At 64.3% G+C, this 21,341-nt stretch carries 18 protein-coding genes; 1 reads left to right on the top strand and 17 read right to left on the bottom strand.

Annotated elements, in window-relative coordinates; genetic code table 11:
- Nucleotides 1–149: 149 nt before the first annotated feature.
- Complete coding sequence (locus tag AACH40_RS02750; RefSeq protein WP_338644102.1) at nt 150–3,548, top strand: TM0106 family RecB-like putative nuclease; 3,399 nt, start codon at nt 150–152, stop codon at nt 3,546–3,548.
- 330 nt (nt 3,549–3,878) lie between these two features.
- Here AACH40_RS02750 and AACH40_RS02745 read toward each other — a convergent pair whose 3' ends face one another.
- Genes AACH40_RS02745 through traL form a run of 17 tightly spaced genes read right to left on the bottom strand, consistent with a single transcriptional unit; the run spans nt 3,879 to nt 21,311 of the window.
- Complete coding sequence (locus tag AACH40_RS02745) at nt 3,879–6,581, bottom strand: conjugal transfer protein TraG N-terminal domain-containing protein (protein ID WP_338644101.1); 2,703 nt, start codon at nt 6,579–6,581, stop codon at nt 3,879–3,881.
- Between the two features lie 13 nt (nt 6,582–6,594).
- A complete protein-coding gene (locus tag AACH40_RS02740; protein WP_338644100.1) occupies nt 6,595–8,031 on the bottom strand; it encodes a conjugal transfer protein TraH in 1,437 nt (478 codons plus the stop codon).
- Nucleotides 8,021–8,785, bottom strand: coding sequence for a conjugal transfer protein TraF (locus AACH40_RS02735; RefSeq protein ID WP_225011234.1), 765 nt, complete (start codon nt 8,783–8,785; stop codon nt 8,021–8,023). The genes AACH40_RS02740 and AACH40_RS02735 overlap by 11 nt, the downstream gene beginning before the upstream one ends.
- A 56-nt stretch (nt 8,786–8,841) precedes the next feature.
- Nucleotides 8,842–10,587: a conjugal transfer protein TraN gene (locus tag AACH40_RS02730; RefSeq protein ID WP_338644099.1), complete on the bottom strand. Its 1,746-nt coding sequence runs from the start codon at nt 10,585–10,587 to the stop codon at nt 8,842–8,844.
- Nucleotides 10,584–11,339 (bottom strand): type-F conjugative transfer system pilin assembly protein TrbC, encoded by a 756-nt coding sequence (gene trbC, locus AACH40_RS02725; RefSeq protein ID WP_338644097.1) that lies wholly within the window; start codon nt 11,337–11,339, stop codon nt 10,584–10,586. The genes AACH40_RS02730 and trbC overlap by 4 nt, the downstream gene beginning before the upstream one ends.
- The gene (gene traU, locus AACH40_RS02720) at nt 11,336–12,349 is read right to left on the bottom strand and encodes a conjugal transfer pilus assembly protein TraU (RefSeq protein WP_030538253.1); all 1,014 of its coding nucleotides are present in this window, start codon (nt 12,347–12,349) and stop codon (nt 11,336–11,338) included. The genes trbC and traU overlap by 4 nt, the downstream gene beginning before the upstream one ends.
- Entirely contained in the window at nt 12,346–12,975 is a 630-nt protein-coding gene (gene traW / locus AACH40_RS02715; protein WP_338644096.1) for a type-F conjugative transfer system protein TraW, read from the bottom strand. Before traW ends, traU begins: the two co-directional genes overlap by 4 nt.
- Nucleotides 12,972–13,493 carry a S26 family signal peptidase gene (locus tag AACH40_RS02710; protein ID WP_338644095.1) on the bottom strand — a complete coding sequence of 174 codons (522 nt, stop codon included), beginning with the start codon at nt 13,491–13,493 and terminating at the stop codon, nt 12,972–12,974. The genes traW and AACH40_RS02710 overlap by 4 nt, the downstream gene beginning before the upstream one ends.
- Nucleotides 13,490–13,876 carry a TrbI F-type domain-containing protein gene (locus tag AACH40_RS02705; protein WP_338644094.1) on the bottom strand — a complete coding sequence of 129 codons (387 nt, stop codon included), beginning with the start codon at nt 13,874–13,876 and terminating at the stop codon, nt 13,490–13,492. Before AACH40_RS02705 ends, AACH40_RS02710 begins: the two co-directional genes overlap by 4 nt.
- Nucleotides 13,869–14,252: a hypothetical protein gene (locus AACH40_RS02700; RefSeq protein ID WP_338644093.1), complete on the bottom strand. Its 384-nt coding sequence runs from the start codon at nt 14,250–14,252 to the stop codon at nt 13,869–13,871. The genes AACH40_RS02705 and AACH40_RS02700 overlap by 8 nt, the downstream gene beginning before the upstream one ends.
- Nucleotides 14,252–16,804: a type IV secretion system protein TraC gene (traC, locus tag AACH40_RS02695; protein ID WP_338644092.1), complete on the bottom strand. Its 2,553-nt coding sequence runs from the start codon at nt 16,802–16,804 to the stop codon at nt 14,252–14,254. The genes AACH40_RS02700 and traC overlap by 1 nt, the downstream gene beginning before the upstream one ends.
- Entirely contained in the window at nt 16,801–17,424 is a 624-nt protein-coding gene (locus AACH40_RS02690; RefSeq protein ID WP_338644091.1) for a hypothetical protein, read from the bottom strand. Before AACH40_RS02690 ends, traC begins: the two co-directional genes overlap by 4 nt.
- Complete coding sequence (locus AACH40_RS02685) at nt 17,424–18,293, bottom strand: DsbC family protein (RefSeq protein WP_338644090.1); 870 nt, start codon at nt 18,291–18,293, stop codon at nt 17,424–17,426. Before AACH40_RS02685 ends, AACH40_RS02690 begins: the two co-directional genes overlap by 1 nt.
- Nucleotides 18,290–19,633 carry a TrbI/VirB10 family protein gene (locus tag AACH40_RS02680; RefSeq protein WP_338644089.1) on the bottom strand — a complete coding sequence of 448 codons (1,344 nt, stop codon included), beginning with the start codon at nt 19,631–19,633 and terminating at the stop codon, nt 18,290–18,292. The genes AACH40_RS02685 and AACH40_RS02680 overlap by 4 nt, the downstream gene beginning before the upstream one ends.
- Nucleotides 19,633–20,439 (bottom strand): type-F conjugative transfer system secretin TraK, encoded by an 807-nt coding sequence (locus AACH40_RS02675; RefSeq protein WP_338644088.1) that lies wholly within the window; start codon nt 20,437–20,439, stop codon nt 19,633–19,635. Before AACH40_RS02675 ends, AACH40_RS02680 begins: the two co-directional genes overlap by 1 nt.
- A gap of 8 nt (nt 20,440–20,447) precedes the next feature.
- Nucleotides 20,448–21,011: a type IV conjugative transfer system protein TraE gene (locus AACH40_RS02670; protein WP_030538243.1), complete on the bottom strand. Its 564-nt coding sequence runs from the start codon at nt 21,009–21,011 to the stop codon at nt 20,448–20,450.
- Nucleotides 21,012–21,023: 12 nt separating this feature from the next.
- The gene (gene traL / locus AACH40_RS02665; RefSeq protein WP_099185468.1) at nt 21,024–21,311 is read right to left on the bottom strand and encodes a type IV conjugative transfer system protein TraL; all 288 of its coding nucleotides are present in this window, start codon (nt 21,309–21,311) and stop codon (nt 21,024–21,026) included.
- Nucleotides 21,312–21,341: the final 30 nt, after the last annotated feature.

Here is a 21,341-nt window from a genome sequence, read left to right as displayed (position 1 = left end):
AGCACCGCCGACGACGTATCGAGCAATATCGAGGTTCACGAAAATGCTATGAAGCGGACTCGGAAATTCCGAAGCATCGATGAAGCTATGGCCAATCCGCAGTAATTCTGTGATTCACGTTGGCGCCCAATCTAAGGAGAGTCGACTGCATGCAGATCTATCAGAGCGCTTTGAGCCTCAGCGCAACTGACCTGGTAGGTTATTTGAATTGTCGGCATTTGACGCAATTGGAGCATGCGGCAGCGCGCGGTGAACTTTCGCGTCCGAAATTCTTCGATCCAGCCCTCGAGGCGCTCTGGGAGCGCGGCAAGCAGCACGAACTGGCCTATGTGGACCATCTGCGCGCACAAGGCCTTTCATGCGTCGTGATTGAAGGCGTGGACGTCAGCGACGAGGCCGTCGCCCAAACCATTGCCGCCATGCGGGCGGGCGTTGATGTGATCGTCCAGGGTGCGCTGAGAGGCGGATCCTGGGTTGGCCGCGCCGACATTCTGCAGCGCGTTGATACGCCAAGCGACCTCGGCAACTGGTCCTATGAGGCCGCCGACACCAAGCTCGCCCGGGAAACGAAAGGCGGCACCGTCCTCCAGCTGTGCCTCTACTCCGAGCTCATCGGGGAAGTGCAAGGCACCATGCCGGTCTTCGCCAGCGTCATCCCGCCCTGGACCGACTTTGAACCGGAGCGGTATCGGCTTGCCGATTTCGCCGCTTATCACCGTCAGGTGAAGCAGGGACTGCTTGGAGCGATCGAAACCAAAAAGCCCGGGCAGACCTACCCGGAGCCGACGTCAAACTGTGATATCTGCAATTGGAGCACGCGCTGCGACAAGCAACGCCGGGATGACGATCACCTTTGCCTCGTGGCCGGCATTTCCTCGATGCAGATCGCAGAGCTCAAGGATCACGGCGTCACGACGGCGACGGCGCTGGCGGAACTGACGCTGCCCCTGCAATGGAAGCCGGAGCGTGGCTCGAAAGAATCTCTGACCCGCGTCCGCGAGCAGGCCAGGATCCAGCTCGAATCCAAAGCCAGTGGTGAACTGCGCTACGAACTGCTGGCGCCGGTGGCAGGTTTCGGCCTCAACTGCCTGCCTGAGCCTTGCGAGGGCGACATCTTTCTCGACTTCGAGGGGGATTCCTTCGTCGGCCAGCATGGGCTGGAATATCTCTTGGGCTTCCACTTCCGTGAGGAAGGCCAGCCGCAGTACCGCGGGCTTTGGGCGCTTGACCGGGCTGGCGAGAAGGCAGCCTTCGAGACATTCATCGATTTCGTGCTCGAGCGGATGAAGGTCTTCCCGCAGCTCCACGTCTACCACTACGGCGGGTACGAGCCTGGCGCGCTGAAACGGCTGATGGGGCGATATGGCACGCGCGAAGACGAACTGGATTCGCTGCTGCGTGGCCTCGTGTTCGTTGATCTGCTGAGTGTCGTCCGCCATTCGCTGCGGGCGGGCGTCGAGAGCTATTCCATCAAGAAGCTCGAACCGCTTTATGGCTATATTCGTGACGCCAGTCTTCCCGATGCCAACCTGGCGCTCAACCGGCTGCAGGTGAGCCTCGAACTGAACGACGCGGCGGGAATTCTGCCGGAGGATAGGCAGACCGTCGAAGCCTACAACCGCGACGACTGTGTCTCGACCGAGGCTCTGCGCGATTGGCTGGAAGCCGAACGCACCAAGCTCCTTGCTCGAGGCATTGAGGTAACCAGACCGGAACCAGGTGAGAGCGGACCCAGCGAGGGCCTTTCCGAATGGCTCGAGCGGATCACGCCGCTGATTGAGCAGCTGACTGCCGGCGTGCCTGTCGATCCGGAAGACCGCACTGCCGAGCAGCATGCGCGCTGGCTCCTGGCCAATCTTCTCGAGTGGCACCGCCGCGAGGAGAAGGCGACCTGGTGGGAATACTTCCGCCTCAGTGACCTCTCCGCAGAAGAGCTTATCGACGAGCGCGCTGGCCTCGCAGGTCTCACCTTCTTGGAAACGGTCGGCGGCACTGCCAAATGCCCGATCGATCGCTACAGCTTCCCGGTGCAGGAAGCCGATATTCGCGCTGGAAAAGGCCTGAGAACGCAGGGCGGCCAGACGCTGGGCACCGTTGAGGATATCTCGAGGGAACAGCGCACCATCGATATCAAGAAGGCCTCGGCGATGGCGGACGAACATCCGGCCGCGGTCTTCGTACATGAGCATGTGCCGTCCAAACCGATGCAGGAAGCGCTGGTCAGACTGGCAACTCATGTCTGCGAGCATGGCATGGACGAGGGAGAAACCTACCAGGCGGCGCGCGACATGCTGATGCGCGTGGCGCCCCGCATTGCAGACGGCAGCGCCGTGCGGCGCGACGGTGAAAAGCCCCTTGATGCGGGCGTGCGCATCGGCCCGCTCATCTCAGCAGGCGTGTTGCCGATCCAGGGGCCTCCTGGCACCGGCAAGACCCACACGGGTGGGCACATGATTTGCGAGCTCGTCAGGCAAGGCAAGAAGGTGGGGATCGTGGCCAATGGTCACGAAGTGATCCGCAACCTCTTGAACAAGGTCATTGAGGTCGCCGAGGAGACCAACACCGCCCTGATCTGCATCCAAAAGCCGAAAGGCGGGTCCAAGGAAGAAGGAACCGACCGGCTGCGGTTCGCGAAGAAGAACAATGCGGAGGTCTTCGCCGCGCTCAACGCGGATTGCAGCGTTGCAGGCGGCACAGCATGGCTGTGGTCGACCGAGGATGCGTTTGAAAGTCTCGACGTTCTCTTTGTCGACGAGGCGGCGCAAATGTCGCTGGCGAATGTGCTGGCCGTTTCGCAGGCGGCAAAAACGCTGGTTCTGCTCGGAGACCCGCAGCAGCTCGACCAGCCCATGCAAGGCAGTCACCCGGATGGTACCGGCTGCTCTGCTCTCGACCACTTGCTTTCGGGCAAGCAAACCATCGCACCCGACGAAGGCCTGTTTCTCGACGTCACCTGGCGACTGCATCCGGATATCTGTGCGTTCACATCCGAGCTCTTTTACGAGGGCAAGCTCGGAGCGAAGGCGGAAGCGGCCGGGCAGCGGGTAAACGCCAAGGGCATCGCCAATGGCACGGGTCTGAGGTTTCTGCCCGTCGAGCATTCCGGCAATCAGAATTGCTCATCCGAAGAGGCTGACGTTATCGCCGAACTGGTCTCCGACATACTGGCACAGGGGGCGACCTGGATCGATCGCGAGGGGAACGAAAAGCCGCTCGGGATCGCGGACATACTGATCATCGCCCCGTACAATGCGCAGGTGTTCGAGATCCAACGCCGGCTCCCCCAGGCGCGGGTCGGGACGGTGGACAAATTCCAGGGCCAAGAGGCGCCGATTTCGATCTATTCGCTCGCCAGCTCCTCGCATGCCGATGCGCCGCGCGGGATGGAGTTTCTTTACAGCCTGAACCGATTGAACGTTGCGACTTCACGCGCGAAATGCGTCACGATCCTTGTCGGCTCTCCGCAAGTTTTCGAGGCCGAATGCCGCACGCCTCGTCAGATGCAACTCGCGAATGCCTTCTGTCGGTATCTTGAACTGAGTTCATGAAACTGCCGCCTAACATCTGCTTGGCACCCATGATTTTGTGTGCGAGAATCGCTGCATTAAGCTCGGAATTCTGGGATATTGCAGCGATTTCGGAGCAGCCTGCCTGCTGAATAGGTGCCCTATGTTGAAGTCATCCGACGACCCGGTTGCGACTGAGGACTGGAAGGGTCTCAAAGAGATCGACCGGGCCATCGCGGAAAATCGCCTGACTGCGTACACGTGGAAGAAAACGTGGGCTGATCCTTGGGGGCGAATCAAGTTGATCACAATCTTCGTCGGCCTAGCCGCTTTTGCCACGTTCGTTGTCATCAACGATTTGATCCTCTGATTCTACCATTCCTTCACCTCGTCGGCCGCCTCCTCGCTTGCCCCTTTGGCTCCGCGGGTAATCGCGTTTAGACCGCCTCTCGATTGATCAATCCGTCCGCGGCCGCGCGCCTGTGCCGCGCGGACTACTTCGCTGATACCCGAGGTGTCAGGAGCTGCGCCAAGACTGCCTGATCCACCGCCCCCACGGGGTCCACGCGCGCGGACGCTGCCTTGGCTCGTAACGGCGGGACGGCTGACCGGCGCGAACTCGGGCAGCGTCAATTGACCTTCAATATCATCGTGCAGCCGGTCGGCGTAGCTCTCCACGAACCGCGCCTGGAGCTGCTGGCCCTGTGCGCTCATCTGGAAATTGATGTCGTCGAAGCGGACTGGGCCGTAATAGTCGCGGTTCGCTTCAAGCTCCGCCATGCCCCATTCCCGATACACTTGGCTGAGATTGAGCGAGCCGGCAGCGTTCGCGCCTTCGTACCAGGAGGCCTGGTTCTCAAGTCGGCTCGCCAGTTCTTCGGCGCGGCGTGCTTCGACCGAATAGGTCTGTGCTTCGGTCAACGAGCGGCTGAGACCCGCGGCGCTGGTCGAGACCTGCGAACTCGAACTTGAGCTCGTTTGGCGCAGGAACCCTTCGCGCGTGCTCGACCAGTTCCGCGTATCAGAAAGCTGCTGCAGCGTCCCGGAAATCCGGTTGCGATCCTCAGACGCAATGCCGACGTCGCTGTCGGTCCAGCTTTGATTCCGGCCTCCCTTACCACCAATAGATGCACTTCCGACGCCCGCTTCACCTTTCAAGCCGAGAGATGCTTCACCATTGAGGAACCACGACACGGTGATGTCGTCGGCGGCCCGGCGCGACAGGCCAAACTGCCGCTGCAGGGTGGTGGAGGCATTGTCGACCTCGCTGAAGGCTGCACCGATGCTGTCGTTGCTGCCAGTGCCGCTGACCGTTTCCGAGGATCGGCCTTGGCTGTAGGCGTTGCGGATCTCGTTGAACCGGGTGACGGCCGAGCTGGTCGATTGCTGGGCCAGGTTCGAATATGTCTCGCTCTGCCCCCGGCTCTGGCTCGCCATGGTCGAGAGCCTGCTCGTGAAATCCTGCCCGAGCGTTGGCGTGAACGGGTACTGCGAATTCGGCACGGTCGCGAACTCGGCCTCGCCAAAGCTCGTCGTCTGGGTGCCCACATCGCTGAATCCGCGCGTCTGCGGGGCGCCGTAGGAGATGCTCGGATTGAGCGCCCCTTGGGCAAACTGGCGTGAGAAGACCGTCGAATTATCGAGATTGCTGTTACCGAGCGAGACATTACCGGTGCTCGCCTCGCGCGCCGCTTCCTCGGCCGCATTCTGCGAGGGGTTGAGGTAGGAGGTTGCCTGGCCGGAGATTGCGAGCGCGCCCTTGGCGACGCCGCCGGCCAGGAACGGAACCGAGGCCACGAGATAGCCAGCCAGAAGCCCGATATCGCGGTTGACGTCGGTCATGCCTGCGAAGGTTGCGAGCGACAGGCCGGTACCGGCTCCGGCGGCCGCGACATCGCTCGCGCCCTTGAACATCAGAATCATGTGCAGGATCACAAAAAGCGGGCCCCAAGCCGCGAGGTAGAAGAACCCTGTGATGTAGCCGCGCAGCGCTACTGGCCCGGTCTTCGGCATCAGGAACAGTGGGAAGATCACTGGGAACATCGCGTAGAAGACGACCGTCAGCACGACATTGAGGATCGGCACCCATTTCATCGCGTTTTCCGCGATCGAGGCATAGGTCCGCTCGGTCTGGATATCGGCGCGGGTCTGGGCGAAGACGTCGATGCTTGAGGTACCGCTCGCGCCGGCGAACCCATGCATGGCCTGGTTCATGGCGTTGATCGTCAGGACCTGGCGGAAGATGTAGCTCGCGTTCTTCGACACGCCTGAGAGATACTGGTAGGCGACTGGCAGGTCGGCAAGCAGCTTGCTCTTGGCGAGTGCCGCGTTCTGACGCGGATAAAGCTGCCGTCCGGCGCTGAGCGCCATGGAATCGATCAACCCCGCCCACTGGTTCGATAGCGCGGTGTAGGCATCGCGACAGGTGACGATCGAAGCGGTCACGCTGTCATCGGCTTGCCGCGTCAGGAATTTCTGGGCCCGAGCCGCACTTCCGGGCGCGATCGTGGTCCAGATGTCATCACTCTCGGCGAGCTGCTTCATCGAGTAGCGGCCAAGCAGCAGGTCATAGAACACGCATTGCCGGACATGCTCGTCGAGATTGGCGGCAAACTCCGGGTCCGAAATGCGCAGGGAGCGCGTCGCCTCCATCAGCCGAGCGCCATAGATCATGCCGTTCTTCGAGTAGTTGAGGTCGTCCGGCAGGCCAAAAACGAGCTCGGCCGAGCGGGTGAGATAATCGCCGACCTGGCTGGTGAAGCTCGCCATGAGCGCGAGACCGAGCGGCACGTTGGCGACATTCTCAGGGGCTAGGCTCGGGTTGACCCGGTCCGTCACCTGGACGTCCATGCGCGGCACCATCAAGCACATGTAGATGAGCGTAGCGCCAAGGAACCAGTTGAGCCAGGCCCGCCAGTCCTGATTGAAGGCAAGCACGATGACTGCGAGCGCCAGCCCCATCACCATGGTCACCTGGATCAGGCTCTTGTAGCCACCCGCGCCCGTCCAACTGGCGACGGCATTCAAGACATTGACGATGTACTCGCCGCCGCCGACCGTGAAGATCTCGATCATGACTTGTCTCGCCTTAGGGGACGATGGAACGGGACTGGAGCGCGCGCGACCAGTCGAGCGATGCCGCCATCGAGGGCGACATCGAGGCTGCCAGCATGTTCTCGATCATCGCTGTCTTTTCGATGATCTGCATGATGGCCGAGACCTTGGCTTGCCCTGTCGCCTGGCGCTGCGCGAGGCTTGAGCGGACGTCCGCGACCTGCGAACGCCAGATGGCGAGCTTGGCTTCGTCGGCTGCGATGAAGCTCGCCATCGAGCGGCCGGCCTCGGACACGATCCGGTCGAGCACCGCGTAGAGCAGATCGATGCTGGTGATCTCGGCGAGCGTGTCGCGATCATCGGTCGCCATGCCCCGGCCATAGGCGGCCTGGACCGTCAGGATCTTGTAGAGGGGGACCGATGCGACCTGGAGCAGCTCCTTCTCGGCATCGCCAATCGCGGTGTCCGAGCGGATTGCAGCCACCATGCTGCCGATGAGCGCAGCCACCCGCGGCCGGATTGCCTTGGCGGAGCTGAGGCTCATGTCCCGGAACGTCGGATTGAGGCACAGGTCCGGCTCGTCGCAGGAAAAGACCCGGATGGTCTGGCCTTGCGTCCCATCGAGCAGCGCGGTCACCAGGGTCGAGGATGCATCGCCCGCAAACGGCACGAACTTGCCCGGCTCATCGTCCTTGGGCGGGACGTAGATGACCGTGCCAATCAGCGTCATCGCATATTCGGCGAGCTCGCGGTCGAATGTCCCACCGGGATTGAAGAAGGCCGACTTCTTGAGGACGTGCCAGGTGTAATTGCGCGCCACAGCCGGGTTCACGTCGGCATAGTTTGCGCCTGCCCCGGAGTTGGTCGCGCTTCGCTGTCCGCGCGTGCCGCAGCCATGCTTGGCCGCCGCGTAATCGGTGAAGATGCCCTCGCTGTTGCCGATCGCCTCGCAGATCGCCTTGTCGGCCAAGTCGCCCTTGGGCCAGATTCCTCCGACCAGCCCTTGCGCCATCTCACAGGAGTTGATCGACAGGTTGTTCATGAGCTGCGCCTTCTGCGCAAACTCCTGCATGATCTTCGAACACTCAGGGCAGACCGTGTCGATCGCCAGGCTGAAGGCAAAGCCCACCGCATTGTTGGCGACCGCTTTCAGCAGCGCGACCATCTCGCTCGCGTTGATGAAGCTGAAGCTTCCCGCGAAGATGTCGATCCCGCCGCAGCCGGCCCGCGCTTTGGGCAGCTGGAGGTTGGCGATGTTGGTCGTCTTTTGCGGGAAGCGGGTCCAGACATTGCCGAGGCTGTAATAGCCCGCCGACTGGCCCTGGAAGGCGCTCGGCCCTGTGACATTGGCCGCGCCGCCCATCTCGTTCATGAAGCGGTCCATGCTGTCGCCGACATTGGCGTGGAGAGGCGTTGCAACGAGGCTCGTGGCGGCAAGCGTGAGCGCCGCTGTACGCAGCTTAGAAATCATGGCCGGCTTCCTTTGAGGTCAGGAGAAAGATGCGGTCCTGCAGCTCGTCGGCCGACAGAACCCCGTAGCCGATCGGAATCGCGCGCCCCGCTTCGCTGTCCCACAGGACCAGCGCCGGGGTGATCTTGGGCTCAAGCCCCATGCGCGGGCGCTGCCCGTTCTCCACGGTGTATTGCGGAAAATGACGCGAAGGACCGCCGTCGGTCGAAATAGCCCGGACCGTCAGGTGCCAGCGATCGGCGACCGCCTTGACGATCGGGCTCATGACTTCGCAGGCGCCGCAGGTTTGAGCGAAGAAATAGAACAGACCGTAGCGGTCACCGAGGTGCGCCATGATCGTGTCACGCTCGGCGGCGCGGGCGTCCTGCCATTGTCGCTTGGCGAGCGTGCCGACGGGGCGCTCGAGCGTGTAGTCAAGCTCGGGCTGCTGCCAGATCGCGCGCTGCCAGACGTCGGAAAACAGTGAGGCCCGATCAAGCTGCTCACGCTGGAAACGAATGTAGGCGGTCACGTTCTGAGGCGTCGGCTCGATGATCGCACGGGCCTTCAATTCGCGTAGCTCGGCCGTGACGGCTTCCAGCTGGGCCGTTGCCGACTGCGTCTGAGGCGTCGATCCCTGCTCGCGCGGTTCGGCCCGCTTGGGCCGCACGCAGTAGAACCAGTACCCGAGACGCCGCTCACCGCAGTAGAAGGCATCGGCCTCGCCGGCGGTCACGGCTTGATCCGAGCCATGGTCCTGGGCGACGAGCGGCATTGGCGGGACGACCAGCGCAGCCGTGAGGGCGGCGGTCACAAAGGTACGAAGCGCGCTCACTGGCTGCTCCTTTCATAATAGTCGCGGATCTTCTGCTGGATCAGTTCGGAGGTCTGCAGCTCGTCGGGGAGGCGCGCAGCGTCGGTGAACTCGGCGTAGACTTCCGAGAAATCCATCCGGGAGAGGTCAAGCCGGGCGAACTCGTCGAGCGTGAAGCCCAGGCACTGCTCGGACTTGGGCTTGGCCCAGGGCTTGGGCAGCTGCGCGCGGCCCTGCTCCTGCAGGATGCGGGTCAGCTTGGATTCAAAGCAGCAGTAAACCTTCTTCTTGGTCAGACAGACGCCAAGGAAGCTCGAAGAGCAGTAGGTTCCGACATAGGCGCACAGGCCCTGCGCATCGCGTTGATGAAGAAGAATTTCCTCGCGACCGCAGCCGAGCGCGACCAGGAGCTGGATGCCCGGGATGAGCGGGAAGCCCTTGCCCTTGCAGCAGTTGAGCACGCCGAAAACCTTGGACGAGCAGGTCTCGCGCTCGCCCTTGAACAGGGTCATGGTCCCAGGATCGAATTCGCGCCGCGCCTGGTCCATCGCGCTCAAGGCGACGACCGCGTCCTTGAATTCGTCGTTGGCTTCACGCTGGATTGTCTCGCACGAGCCGTCGATGCAGTAGACGTCGCCATCGCAGACATATTGCTGGCCAGAACTCTCACTCGGTGGCACCGGGCACTCGTAGACGCGCTCGGCGGTCGAGCAGGTACTGTCACCCGTCAGGCAATCCTCGCGCACGAAATGGCAGCTGCCGTTCGCCTCGAGCTCGCTGCAATCATTGCCGGCGATCCTGGCCGAGCAGGTGTAATTGCGCTGCCAGGCCCAACAGGGCTCGGTCACCGGCACGCCGTCGACGATCCGGGTGACGGGATCGCTGTCGGTGCAGACCTCGCTGTCCTGCGAGCAATTGGCATCGCCCGCAAGACCCGAGCACTGGCTCTCATTGCGCTGGGTCGTCACCACGGTTTCGGTGGTCGTGGTGTAGGGCGTGGCGCCCTCGACCGGGGCGGTGCAGCTCACCAAGTCGACACGTAAGTCGCGGTAATTGCAGCCCCAGTAGATCCCGAAATAGGGATCGCAGAGGTTGATCGGCCAGGACTGAGTGACCGTGCACTGCGGCGCCGGATAATGGTTGCAAGCGTAGATGCTGGCGGGATCGACCCCGCTGCCGCCGACGCAGTAATAGCCATAGATTTGTCGCGGGGCCGCGCTGGGATCGAGCGTAATCGGACAGGATGCGGACTTCTGCTCGGCCGTGTAGCCGGTGTTGCAGGTCGCCATGTAAGTGCCGACCGAGCCGGTGCCCGGCGGCAGCGGCACACAGTTGCCCTTCGAGCCGGACACCGACATGCCGCTGGTGTAGTCGAGCGGGGTCTCGCTGATCTTGCCCGATCGCGCGAGAATGCTCTTGATTTCCTGGGGTGAGAAGCGCGCCCGATTGTTCATCGAGTCCTCGATCGTGCGGATGGCCGTATTGCAGGTGGCTGTACTGCGCGCCGCGCCCTCGATCCGGTCCGGATGGGCGGCCAGATCTTCCAGACTCTGCGTCCCGGCGGGGTTGAAACCGGGAATGCGCGAGGCATCGGGTGCAGTGGTTGCTGCACTCTTCACCTGGTCGATCACCGCATTGCCGAACGCCTTGCCGTCAGCCTTCGCGTCCGCGGTCGTCTGCCCTGAATTCGATTGGGCCGTGGCCGACTGAACCGCGCCTGCCGATAGCAGCCCGGCGCAGAGCAGCGTCAGGATTGTTCTCATCGATCCTCTCCTTCCTCGAGGCGGGCAAGATGAAGGCGCGCCAGCGCGGCGCCGGGGCCGGCACCGTCTTTGAAGGTTTCGAGGACCTGCCCGACCGTCACATTGCCGGTGATCCGGTCGTGAGGCGGCGGGACGTCCTGGCAGTCGAAGCCATCACAAGGAGCGAAGTCGCTCCCCACCATGACAAAGCTCGGCGCTGCCTCGATGTGGAAGGCGCGGAACAGGCGCGGGTCGATCCCGAGCGCCTGCGGAGCATCCTCGCCTTGCCAGATCTCGGTCAGGAGCGCCTTGAACCGGGCGGAATCGCCGGATGGAAAGCCCCGCAGCACCGTCACGCCGCCGGCTCGGCCCATGTCGCGCACCAAGGCCTTCAATGCCTCGGGCGGCATCGACAGGCTGGCAAAGGCGATGAAGCGCGGGCTCTCGCCAAGCGGCGCTTTTTCCGCCTCAGCCCGCTCGCGAACCATCGCATCGAAATCGAGGACATCCATGCTGTTCGTGGCGGATGGCAGGCTGTCGGCATAGCGCGCGCCAGCGGATTGGGCCTGGTCCTGGGTTTGGAGCGCGTCATCGTGCACCGCTTCGGCCCGCCCGCGGACAGTCGCCGCCAGGGCGGCTGCGTCCTCGGCATGCTCGGCCGAGCGGGCGCGAATGGCATCGAGGTCGATGCCGTCGGGTGCACTCTGGGCGAGCGCGAGCCCTGCGAGTGGCAGAGCCAGTCCCAGTGGGATGAGAAGAAGTTTCCGGTTCATAGCGCGCAGCAGTTCCGCTTGCGCCAGACGAGGTAGCCCATGTCCTCGCCGATCGCGGGGATGACCTGTCCGGCCGATTGAAAGGTGGTGGCGGCGCCGATCGGGGGGCAGGCATAGCGGCCCTTGGTCGCCGGGTTCGGATTGGTGGCCTGAAAGCGGTATTGCTGCTTGCGCATCACCGGCATCAGGTATTTGCCGCAGAGCCCCTTGCTGCCCATCGTGCCCCAGGCGACGAGCTCGCGGTGGAGCTTGTAGGCAAAACGCGAGAGCACGAGCCGCGATGCCTGGACGTGCCCGATCGAGGCCGAGACGTTGCCGTTCATCGGGTACATCGAGCCCTGGCAGCCAGCGCACCAGAACATCTCGTCAACCGGCAGGTGGACTGTCGAGGACACGCAATCGGCAGCACAGGCGGCAAGCGCGAGCGGGTTGGCGAACAGGACCGCCTCGGGATTAATGATCGCCGTGAGTTCGCTGTCCTGCCAGAGCGGATCGATCTCGGAGATGTAGAGAATGTCGATCGAGCCCGATTCCAGGCACAGGAAATCGGTGACGATCTCCATCCAGTAGATCAGCGGATAGGCATACCAGTGGACGTGCCAGCTCGAGTAATTCTGGCTTGCCCCACCGATCGCCGATGGCCCCTTGATCGAGCGAAAACCGATATCGAAGCCGGGATCGAGCTTCATCCCGCCCAGGTTGACGAAGCACCAAGGCTTCATGCTGACGTCGGCAAGTCGGACCGGCTCCCAGAAGCCCATGGCGATGCCCGGCCGCAAACCGCAAAGGCACAGCGGCAGGGTCGGGTTGGAAGGATCGGGACGGCTCGACGGCCAGATCTTGAGGCCCCCGACCGAGATCGGAAACAGGCAGGACCAGCAGATGTCAGTGATCGGGTTGACGAAGCTGCCGGTGCAGCGGCCGGGGCCCGCATCTGCACTGGCTGGACTGGCCAGCATCAGGCCCAGCGCTCCGAGCGCAGCCGCTACCAGACGACGAAGATGTGTCATGGGCGGACTCCTTGACGGGGTGGAAGGACGATCTCGCTGACTTCGAGTGCGCGGCCTTGCTGGCGCACCCGCGCCGGCACCGCCCCGATCCCGAAGTGGCGGATGAGTTTGCCGCCCTGGTCGAAGTAAAAGCGCCGCTGCCGTGCCTTCATCAGCTCGAGCGGAGCGCCTTTGGTGAGGATGAGCTTCGCAGCCCTAGACTGGCTCAGCGCCCAGGCGAGCTGCTCGGGATCATCGCCGTCGAAGAACAGGAGCTCGGCGCGCAGTGGTACGCTGTCGAGCGGGTTCACCCGCGTGCCGCGGGCATGAATAAGCTCGCCCTTGGGCCCTCGAATATCGGTCTCGAGCGTGATCGTCGGATCAAAGCTCCAGCGGCGGGCAGCGCTCGCGCGGACAAGGCCGTCGACCGGCTCGGGCCGATTGACCCGGGCCGCCGTGCGCCGCTGCAGTTCCTGGTTGAGCCGCGCAGTCTCGCCCGACTTTTCCATGGCGGCGAGCCTCGTATGGATCTGCTCGAGGAGATCGCGCTCGATCACCGGGAAGACCGCGCCTTGCTGGCCATAGTCACGAGCCTCGGCCGCAGGGACGCAGGCAAGGCAGAGCGGAAGGATAAGCGCGCGCCTCACAGGATCGCCCTCCCGCTGCCAAGGATGTGGCCACGGCAGGCAAAGCCCACTTCGGCGTAGCGGCTGTCGAAGCCGCGCGGGTGGTCGCTCCCGACGTAGTAGCAGTTCCGCGGGATGACGCCTTCGGGGCCGGGGCTGAGCGTCACGCCAAGCCGCGTTTTCGCCAGGCGCGCGCCGACCTTGCGCCCGTTGACCAGGACCTCGGCGCCCTCGTGGCTCACCACATCGCCCGGCAGGCCGAGCACGCGCTTGCCGAAAAGATGCGGACCTTTCCCGAAATGCCTGTCCAACATGGGCGAGGCCGGCGGCTCGAAGAAGATCAGGCTGCCGCGCGAAATCGGCGCCGGCTTGTCGAGCCAGAAGGCCCAGTTGGGCAGGCTCGGGCTCGCATTGATGAGGAAAGCATGATCCTCACCAAAAGCGGCGATCGGCGCCCAGGCAAACGGCAGGGCGACAATCCCGGTAAGGAGCAACGGACGCCGGACCCGGCGCAGCGTGCGCGCGAGAAGATCCGTCATGGCCGCTTCTCCCGGCCAAGCTTGGCGGCAACGCGCTGTTCGAGTTCGCCCGTGGCATCGGGGACATCACCGGCCAGTACCGCTTCGGCGACCAGCACCACCCGGCCGTTGCTGCCCATCTCGCGCACAGCGGCCTCGGCAGCCTGGAGGTAAGCCAGCGTTCGTGCCTGCCCATCCTCAGGTGCCTTCCCGCTGCGCGCTTCGGCATCGACGAAGCGCGCGATCGTTTCAGACAAGCGCACGGTGACGATTTGCTCACGGGGACGCGCCACTTCGCGGCTGACCCAGGCGCCCCAGAGAAGGAGGCAGACCGCGAGGAGTACGCCGCCAAGCCGGAGCACAAGGGAACGATTGAAGGACTGAAATGGTCGAGCATCAGCCATTGGTGGTCTCCTTGGATGCCGGAGCGAGCGCTATTTCGAGGCGCTTCAGGAACCGCGGTGCGCGTGCCACAAGCACGCCGAGCGAGGTCGCGAGGAACACGCCCTGAAGGTCCTGCGAGAAGGCAATCCGCCGGATTGCGTCCGCCTCGCGGTAGTGGTCGGCAAGATTGGCAAGCTGCGTGAACAGAAGCCCCAAGTCCCAGCCCGCAAGGAACAGGAAAGCAAAGAGCGGCAGTCCGAGCACAATCAGCAGACTCGAGACCGCAAAACGCGAGGCCTCGATGAGGATGAAGCATGTCCCTTGTAGAAACGGCAGTAAGCGCTGCGGCGGCGACCACACACCAATGTGGTCGAAGGGCGTCTGGTGAAAGGCCATCAGCGCTCTCCTTGGCTGAGGCCCGCAACCTTGCGGATTGCATCGGCGAGCGGCATGCCGCGAGCCTCGAGCGCCTGGATCGCGGCGTAAGTGTCGGGGTCGGACGAGAAGATCGTCGCAGAGAGCGGATCGAGGACCAGACGGCCGATCGCTTCGGTCTCCGGGCCCTTGATGAAGATCTCGGAATATTCCGCTCCCGAGCGCTTCAAAGACCGGATCAGGGTCTCGGTGCGATCGTCCATGTCGAGCCGGGCGCTTTGCCGAAAATCGGCAATCGTCTCGGCCTTCTGCTGGAGGATCAGCATCCAATCGCTGTTCTCGAGCGCGGCGCGGGCGCCGTCCGACTTGTAGTAGTCATTGAGCGACTGGGTGGCGGTCGCGAGCGCGCCGCCATACTTGCGCGCGGTGCGGGCATAGGTCTCAACGAACTCGCCCATCGAGCCACCCCGCAGCATCGACCAGGCCTCGTCGATCAGCAGCAGCTTGCGCGTTGCTCGCGAGGTCCGCGTCATGGCTTGGCCGGTCATGAACATGATCGCCGAGAGGACGACGCTCCTCAGCTCCTCGCGGCTCGCAAGGTCGCTCATCTCGAAGACGGTGAAATCATCGTCGAGCGCGAAGCTGGCCTGGCCGGAAAAGAACCCGCCGTAGCTGCCGCCCCGACAATAGGGTGCGATCGCGGTCGCGAGGTTTGCCCCAAGCTCGCCGCCGCCCTGTTCAAGGGCCGCCGCGATATCGTCGATGCTGCCGCCGCAACCGAGCGTGTCCCAGACCGTCGTTACCGCCCGGTCGATGAGGCCGCGCTCGGTATCGCTCGGCTTGTCATCGTGCCGCGCCATTTGGCCGATGATCGCCTTGATCATGGCAAAGCAGTCGAGCCGGTAGTCTTCATCGCTCGCCGCCCGGGCATCGTCGACCATCGAGAAGGGGTTGAGCGAGAAGCCGGCTGCCAGGGTGAACTCGACGAAGCGGCCGCCCTGGAGTTTGACCGAGTGCTCGAACGAGCGGCCATCGTCAATCACGACAACCTTGGCGCCTGCACCGCGTAAGGCCGCGCAAAGCTCCTGGAGCAGGACCGACTTGCCCGAGCCTGACTTGCCGCAGATCGCGATGTTGTGGTTTCCGGCCCCGTTCTCGAACGGCGACCACCAGAAGGGCTGGCCCCGGCGACCGACAAGCAGAAGATGCGGAACGGCGCGGCCGAGATATTCGCCCTGCATCGGCGCGATATTGGCCGCCGTGGTCGACAGCATCGTGCGCATGCGCTTCAGGCGAAGCATGTCGTCCGCCAGCCCATCGGCGAGGCTCAAGGGGAAGGATGCGACCAGGCCCTGGAGCTGGAGAAAGCGCTCGTCGGCGAGATCCCAGCCTGCGGCCTTGAAGATCGCCTTGATCACCCGCTCATGCGCATCGCCTTGGCCGAGCGGCGAATAGCTGGTGAGCCCGTAGAATAGCTTCACCAGCTTCTTGCCGGCCTGCAGCTCGTTTTGGACATGCCGCCATTCGGCCGACTGGTCGGCAAGCTTGGGGAGGAAGCGCGCGCTCTTGGTTTGGCTCAGGCTCGTGGTGCGCATGAACTTGTAGCCCGCGCGCGCAGAAGCTGCCTCCTGGTCGGGATAGACGAGGCACAGCATTGTCGCAGTCGGGCAAGGAAACCGCAGCTTGTCGGTGAACATGTCGCCGATGAGGCGCGCGCATTCCCAAGGCGCCCAGCGTTCGGGGAACGCGCGCACGGCAAAGTGGCGCAGATCGAAGCTGTCGGGCAGGCATTCGCCGACTTCGGGATGGCCAGCGCGGTCGCGGCCGATCTCGCGGAACCGCTCGGTGCGCAGCACCATGCGGTCGTCCTCGACCTCGAGCTCGATGTCGCTGCGGATCGCCTGGACGTCGATCTGCTCGAGCGGATTCCAACTTTCACGCTCGGGTTCGCGCGCCGTGGTTGGCGACGTCAGCTCGTCGATCAGCCCGATCAGCGCCGAGGGCCGCAGCGCATGGGCTTCCAAACCCAGCGAATGGATGAGCCCCAGGAGCCCCTCGCGGCATTCGGCGAGTTCGGCATCGGTGACGCTGGCACTTGCAGGCACGCCAAGCGAGACGATCAGACGGCTGCTGCGCACGTGGAAGGGCGCGTGCGCCGAACCGCTCTCCCAGACGAGATCATAGAACCGGGCAATCCGTTCGCGCGCGATCGCCTCGTAGATCCCGCCCTGTTCGTAGCGGGGCGCGAACCACGGCGAGACGACCTGCCCGATGCGCGGGCTCGCGAAATTGAGCACCTGCAGGCAGGCGCCCTGGGGCAGCCCTTCGGAGAAGAACTGACCCAGGATTTCACCGGTACGCTCATCAGCGCCAATGAGCGGCGTCACCTCGAGGATGAAACCCTTGGAACGGGCATTGCGGTAGAGCCCGGCGCTCTCGTCGAAGACCCGGTACGGGAGCCAGTCCGAGAGCATGTCGAGACCGAAGCTCGTACGCGGCTTTTCGGCCGAGGCGGTGTCCGCAAACAGCGAGCCCATCAGCGCGTCGCGCGCGCTGGCAAGCGAGAAAGTCATGGCTTTTGACCTTCCTGAGGAGCGGGCTCCTCTTTCTGGGCGTCTGGGTGGGGGACCCGGGTCGGGAGGGAGGCAGTCCCGGGTCCCCCTGCCGGCGCGTGCTGCAAGGGGGCAGTGAGCACGTCCGGCAAGGCGGTGGTGGCAGGATCGGCAGGAAGATCGGCGGGGGAGACGATCGGGCGCGGCGGCTCCGCCGCACTCTCAGGATGGCGAGCGACACTCACCGCACGGGCGAGTGCCCGGGCGACTTCGCGGCGGCTCGCGGGATCCTGGAACTGGCTCGCTGCGCTCGTCGGCAGCGGCACCTCGACGACCCGCGCTTCATGCGTCCGCCCATCCGCGTCGCGATAGGCCGTGAGCACGACACGCAGCCGTCCCTCGGATACCTGCGGCAAGACGCGTGCCGAGGGCGGCCTCATTGCTTCGGGCGTTTTGCCGGAGGCCTGGGTCGCCGCTTCATCGATCACCGAGGTCGGCGCGCAGTTGCCCTCCGGCGCACGGCACGAGAAGCTCCCCTTGACGTTGCCGCCCAGCACTGCGCAGCCGCTAATTGCGACAACAAGGACGGCGAGTGCCGCAAAGCGGTGCGGAGCGAGGGAATGTCCGTCGGGGCGGCGCATCACTGGCCTCCCTTGTTCGGGGTGAGACCAAGAAAGCGGCGGATTTCGTTTGCGGGGCGATAGCCCTGCAGGACCGCGCCATCGCTCGCGCGCACCAGGACCGGGGTGCCGTTGAAGCCATTCGCCTTGGCGAAAGCTTCATTCGCATCGAGGCCCTTGGGCTTGCAGCCCGGACGCGTCTTCGGCGCCTCGCCAGCATAGGCGGCGTGGAGCCCGGCGGCTGGATCGGACGCGCAGAGGACGGCCTCGGAGAGCGCGCGGCTCTTGGCTCCAAAGATCGAGATCGGTCGTTCCTCGACCTGAACCCCCGCTTTGGCGAGTTCGCCGGTCAGGCGCTGGCAGTACCCGCAGTGGAAATCCGAAAAGACCACGACTTTGGGACCTGCCGGATTGCCCCAGCGCACAGCGCCATCGGCGGGCAACTTGGTGAGATCGACTTTGGTCGGGACCGTGTTTGCCGGTTCTTCGTCCTGCGCCTTGCTCTCGCCGCCCGCGCGTGCTGCACCGGCGGCGATGAGGTCAGGGTTGAGCTCGAGCAGTCGCGCTGCCGTCACATCACGGCGCGTCTCCATGTCGTAGAGCCGCCCGACCAGGAGGTAACGGACAGAGCCATCGACGTAGAACAACGTGCTCCCCGACACGACTTCGCACAGCCCGCCGAAACCCTCGCAAGTGAGCGCGTCGATCGGGGTCTTGGGAAGGCGTGCCTTGAGTGCGGCGCGCACCGCGCTCAAGGTGTCACTCGCCTGGGCCGGAGCAGAGGTCACCGCTGCGAGACCGAGGCTGACAACGGCGAAGGCCGTAGTGAGGGCAAGCGCTGCCGTAGCGGCGCGGGCTTTGAAGCCCGGCCGGAAATCCGTGTAATTCATTTCGTGTTGCTCCTGACGTGAACGCCGTCGAGAAAGACGATCTCGACCTCGATGCCGGTCGGCATCTCGACGACGGGTTGGTATTGTTCGGCGCGTTCGATGAGGTATTTGCTCACCGTGTCGGCGGCCTCGCCGGCGCCCTGGCCGATGCCGCCTGTGACAATGTCGGTCGGCGAGAGCGCCTGACGCTTGCCGTCGGCCCCGATCTGGCCGGTGAAGACGCCATTGGCATTGGCGGAAAAACCCCGGCCAAAGCCGCCGACGATCCCAGCAAGCAGCGCCTGGCCAACAAGGCTGCCTTCGCGGCTAACGATGCGGCCACGCACGCCCGACTTGCCGGCAAAGCTGATGAAGCCTTTGACCTCGCTCACCGCGTAGCGGCCGCCCGGCTGCGCGCAGGTCATGCGTGCGAGCTTCACGTAGACCTTCTCACTACTGAGATCGCCGCGGGCCGCGCCGTTGACGAGGCAACCGGTGATGTCGGTCGTCAGCACCTTGCCGCGCCGCATGACCGAGCGTGCCGGGCCGGTAATCCGCAGCACCACCGGGAGTGGATCGGTCTGGCTGGCAACACCGGTCGAGGCGTCGACACCTACAATGACCCGAGCCGGCGCATAGCTGTTAGGCGGCAGGTAATCGGGGCTGTCCTGCAGCAGGAGCTGCGAGGCGGCGGTGTCGCCGGCGGGCTTCTTGGGTCCGGCTCCGCCGGTCTCAAAGCTCATCAGGCTGACCTTGGCGTCCGCTGCCGGGCCGTCGGCACCTTGCCGGTTTGCTCCTGGGGTCGGGGTGCCAACACCCGGATTGACACCAGGACCATAGGCTGGTGGCGGCATGACTGGAGTAGCCGGCGCGCGCGAGGCCTGGTCGAGCTGCGCTTTCAAGGCCGCGTTTTCTGCCGAGATCGCATCGATCGCGTGCTGGCCGTCGGTGCGCATCTGCGCATTTTCGGTCTTGAGCGCGGCGAGCTGCTGTTCGAGCTCGGGGCGCGACACCTGGCCTTCCTTGAGCGCCTTGATCTCCCGGTCCTGTGCATCGGCCCGGTTGCCGTAAGTCGCGACGAACTCGCGTTCGGACAGGTTGCGATTAACGAGCCCTCCGGTGTCGATCGACACCGCCTCGCCGGAAGCACCCGAACCTTTGCCTTTGTCGCCGCTGAACAGGAACGTCGCGCCGCCGATGAGGGCTAGGGCGCCAACACCAATCAGCAAAGCCTTCTGGCGCTGGGCGATCTGGCGATTGAGGTTACGGCGTCCGACTTCGCGCCGGCTCTCCGGAGTGGCGGCCACCTGGCTGTTGTTGGCGGCGGGCTCACCGCCCGTCCGTTCGGTTTCATGTGCCATTACTCGAGCCCTCCCTTGCGGAAGACAAGGAAGGCGCTGGTCGTCTCGCCGGGACGCAGCGCATCGCGGCCATAGGCAAAGGCGATTGTTCCGGCCGGGCCCTCACGGTCGGCCGCGAGGTCGAGCGGCTCCTTGCCAAGGTTGCGCAGGATAAGGCGCTGACCGACGAGCTCGGCACCGGAGTATTCCGCGACCAGCTGGACCTCGATCCCTCCGGTTTTGCGGGGGAGCCCCAGTTCGGCGCGGGCCGTAAAGCCGGGGAGCACCGCATCCCCCGCCATGGCTTCGATCAGGCGGATCGCGGTCTCATCGGGACCTGCCGCCTGCTCCCAGTCTTCGGCGTCATGGGTCTTCAGCGCCGGGTTGGTGACGAAGATCTGGCTCGCCTCTTGGGCGGCCGTCCGGCACGCGAACTTGTAGACGTAGCCCGCCTTGCTCGTCGCGAAGAAGCTGACCCGGTCGGCGGCAAACTGCGGCGGCACCGAAATGTAGATGTCGCCGCGGACCGGCTCATGGGTCACGGTGAAATCGTTGTAGGGATAGGCGCTGGCGATCTTCGAGACGTTGGCAAAGCCATCGTCCACCAGCGCGATGCGCGTCAGCTCGCTGCGCGAGAGCACGCAGTCGATCTTGGCGTTGTCGGCAGCTTCGACGAACTGATCGGCGAAGGCCGGCGACGCGCTGAACGCGAGGGCGCACAGGGCGGCGCCGAGCGCCTTGAAACCGGTGTCGATACGGCGAGTGACGCCTATTCCGAAACAGGCGAGACCGGTGCCAAGCACGGTCGTTGGGGTAAGATAGCTCATGGCCGTCTTCAGTCCTTCTGGCTTTGGTCTTGCAGCTGCTCGAAGCCGACGAGGCCGAGGGCGAGGCCATGCCGGCTCCAGCGGAACCGGAAGCTGCGATCGTTGCTGGCGATCACCTGCGCGCCGACGAAGGTCTTGAGCGTGCCGGTGACGGTCGAAGTGAGGGCGGCCGGATCGACCTCCATCTTGCGGATGACGAAGGCCTGGCTGATGTCCGAGCCGCGCTGCTCGTCGACGATCTTGACGAGCTCGGCCTTGAGGCGGCCGTGAGCGGCCGGATCGGCGAGCTTCAGGATCTCGGCCATCCAGTAGTCGAGGCCTTGTGGGCTCCGGTTGAGCAGCATCAGCGCGGTGTCGCGGGTGACGAGCTCGAGGTAATGCGCGTCAGGTCCGGCACTGGAGAGCGAGAGCCGTTCGCTGGTCACCGGGACCAGCACGACTTCCCGGTCCCGGGTTGCTGCCGCGCCCACGCCGAACAGCGTAGTGACAGCGAGGCCGCCGGCGACCAGCGCCAGCCAATTGCGCTGACGCAAGTATTTCTGGGCCTCTTCGTATGCGAATTCTGCGCGCATCGCTCGTCTCCCTCAGCCGGCCAGGAGGCGGCAATGGGAGGGCGGCGTGGCTTTCAGCCCGAGGAAACCCCCGGGCATGTACCAGTAGGCAGCATGCACCAGCGCCGAGCCCGCGTTTCCGGACTTCGCCTTCCGCAAGACGAACCAGGTCGCAAAGGCGAGAGCGATCCCGATGAAGATGTGCTGCGCCAGGATCCCCCAGGCAAAGGGGATCAGCAGCCCCGCGAACTCGTCGATGGTCCAGAAGCCAATGAGCTCCGGATCGTCGAGCCGTTGGGGTACGAGGTACTTGTCAGCCATGATGCCGCCCTCCCGCCGTGACCGGATCCG

The sequence above is a fragment of the Novosphingobium olei genome, from assembly GCF_037076535.1.
Lineage (GTDB): Bacteria > Pseudomonadota > Alphaproteobacteria > Sphingomonadales > Sphingomonadaceae > Novosphingobium > Novosphingobium olei.
Note: the sequence above shows the minus strand (reverse complement) of the source record. Positions and strands in the feature narration are given on the sequence as shown.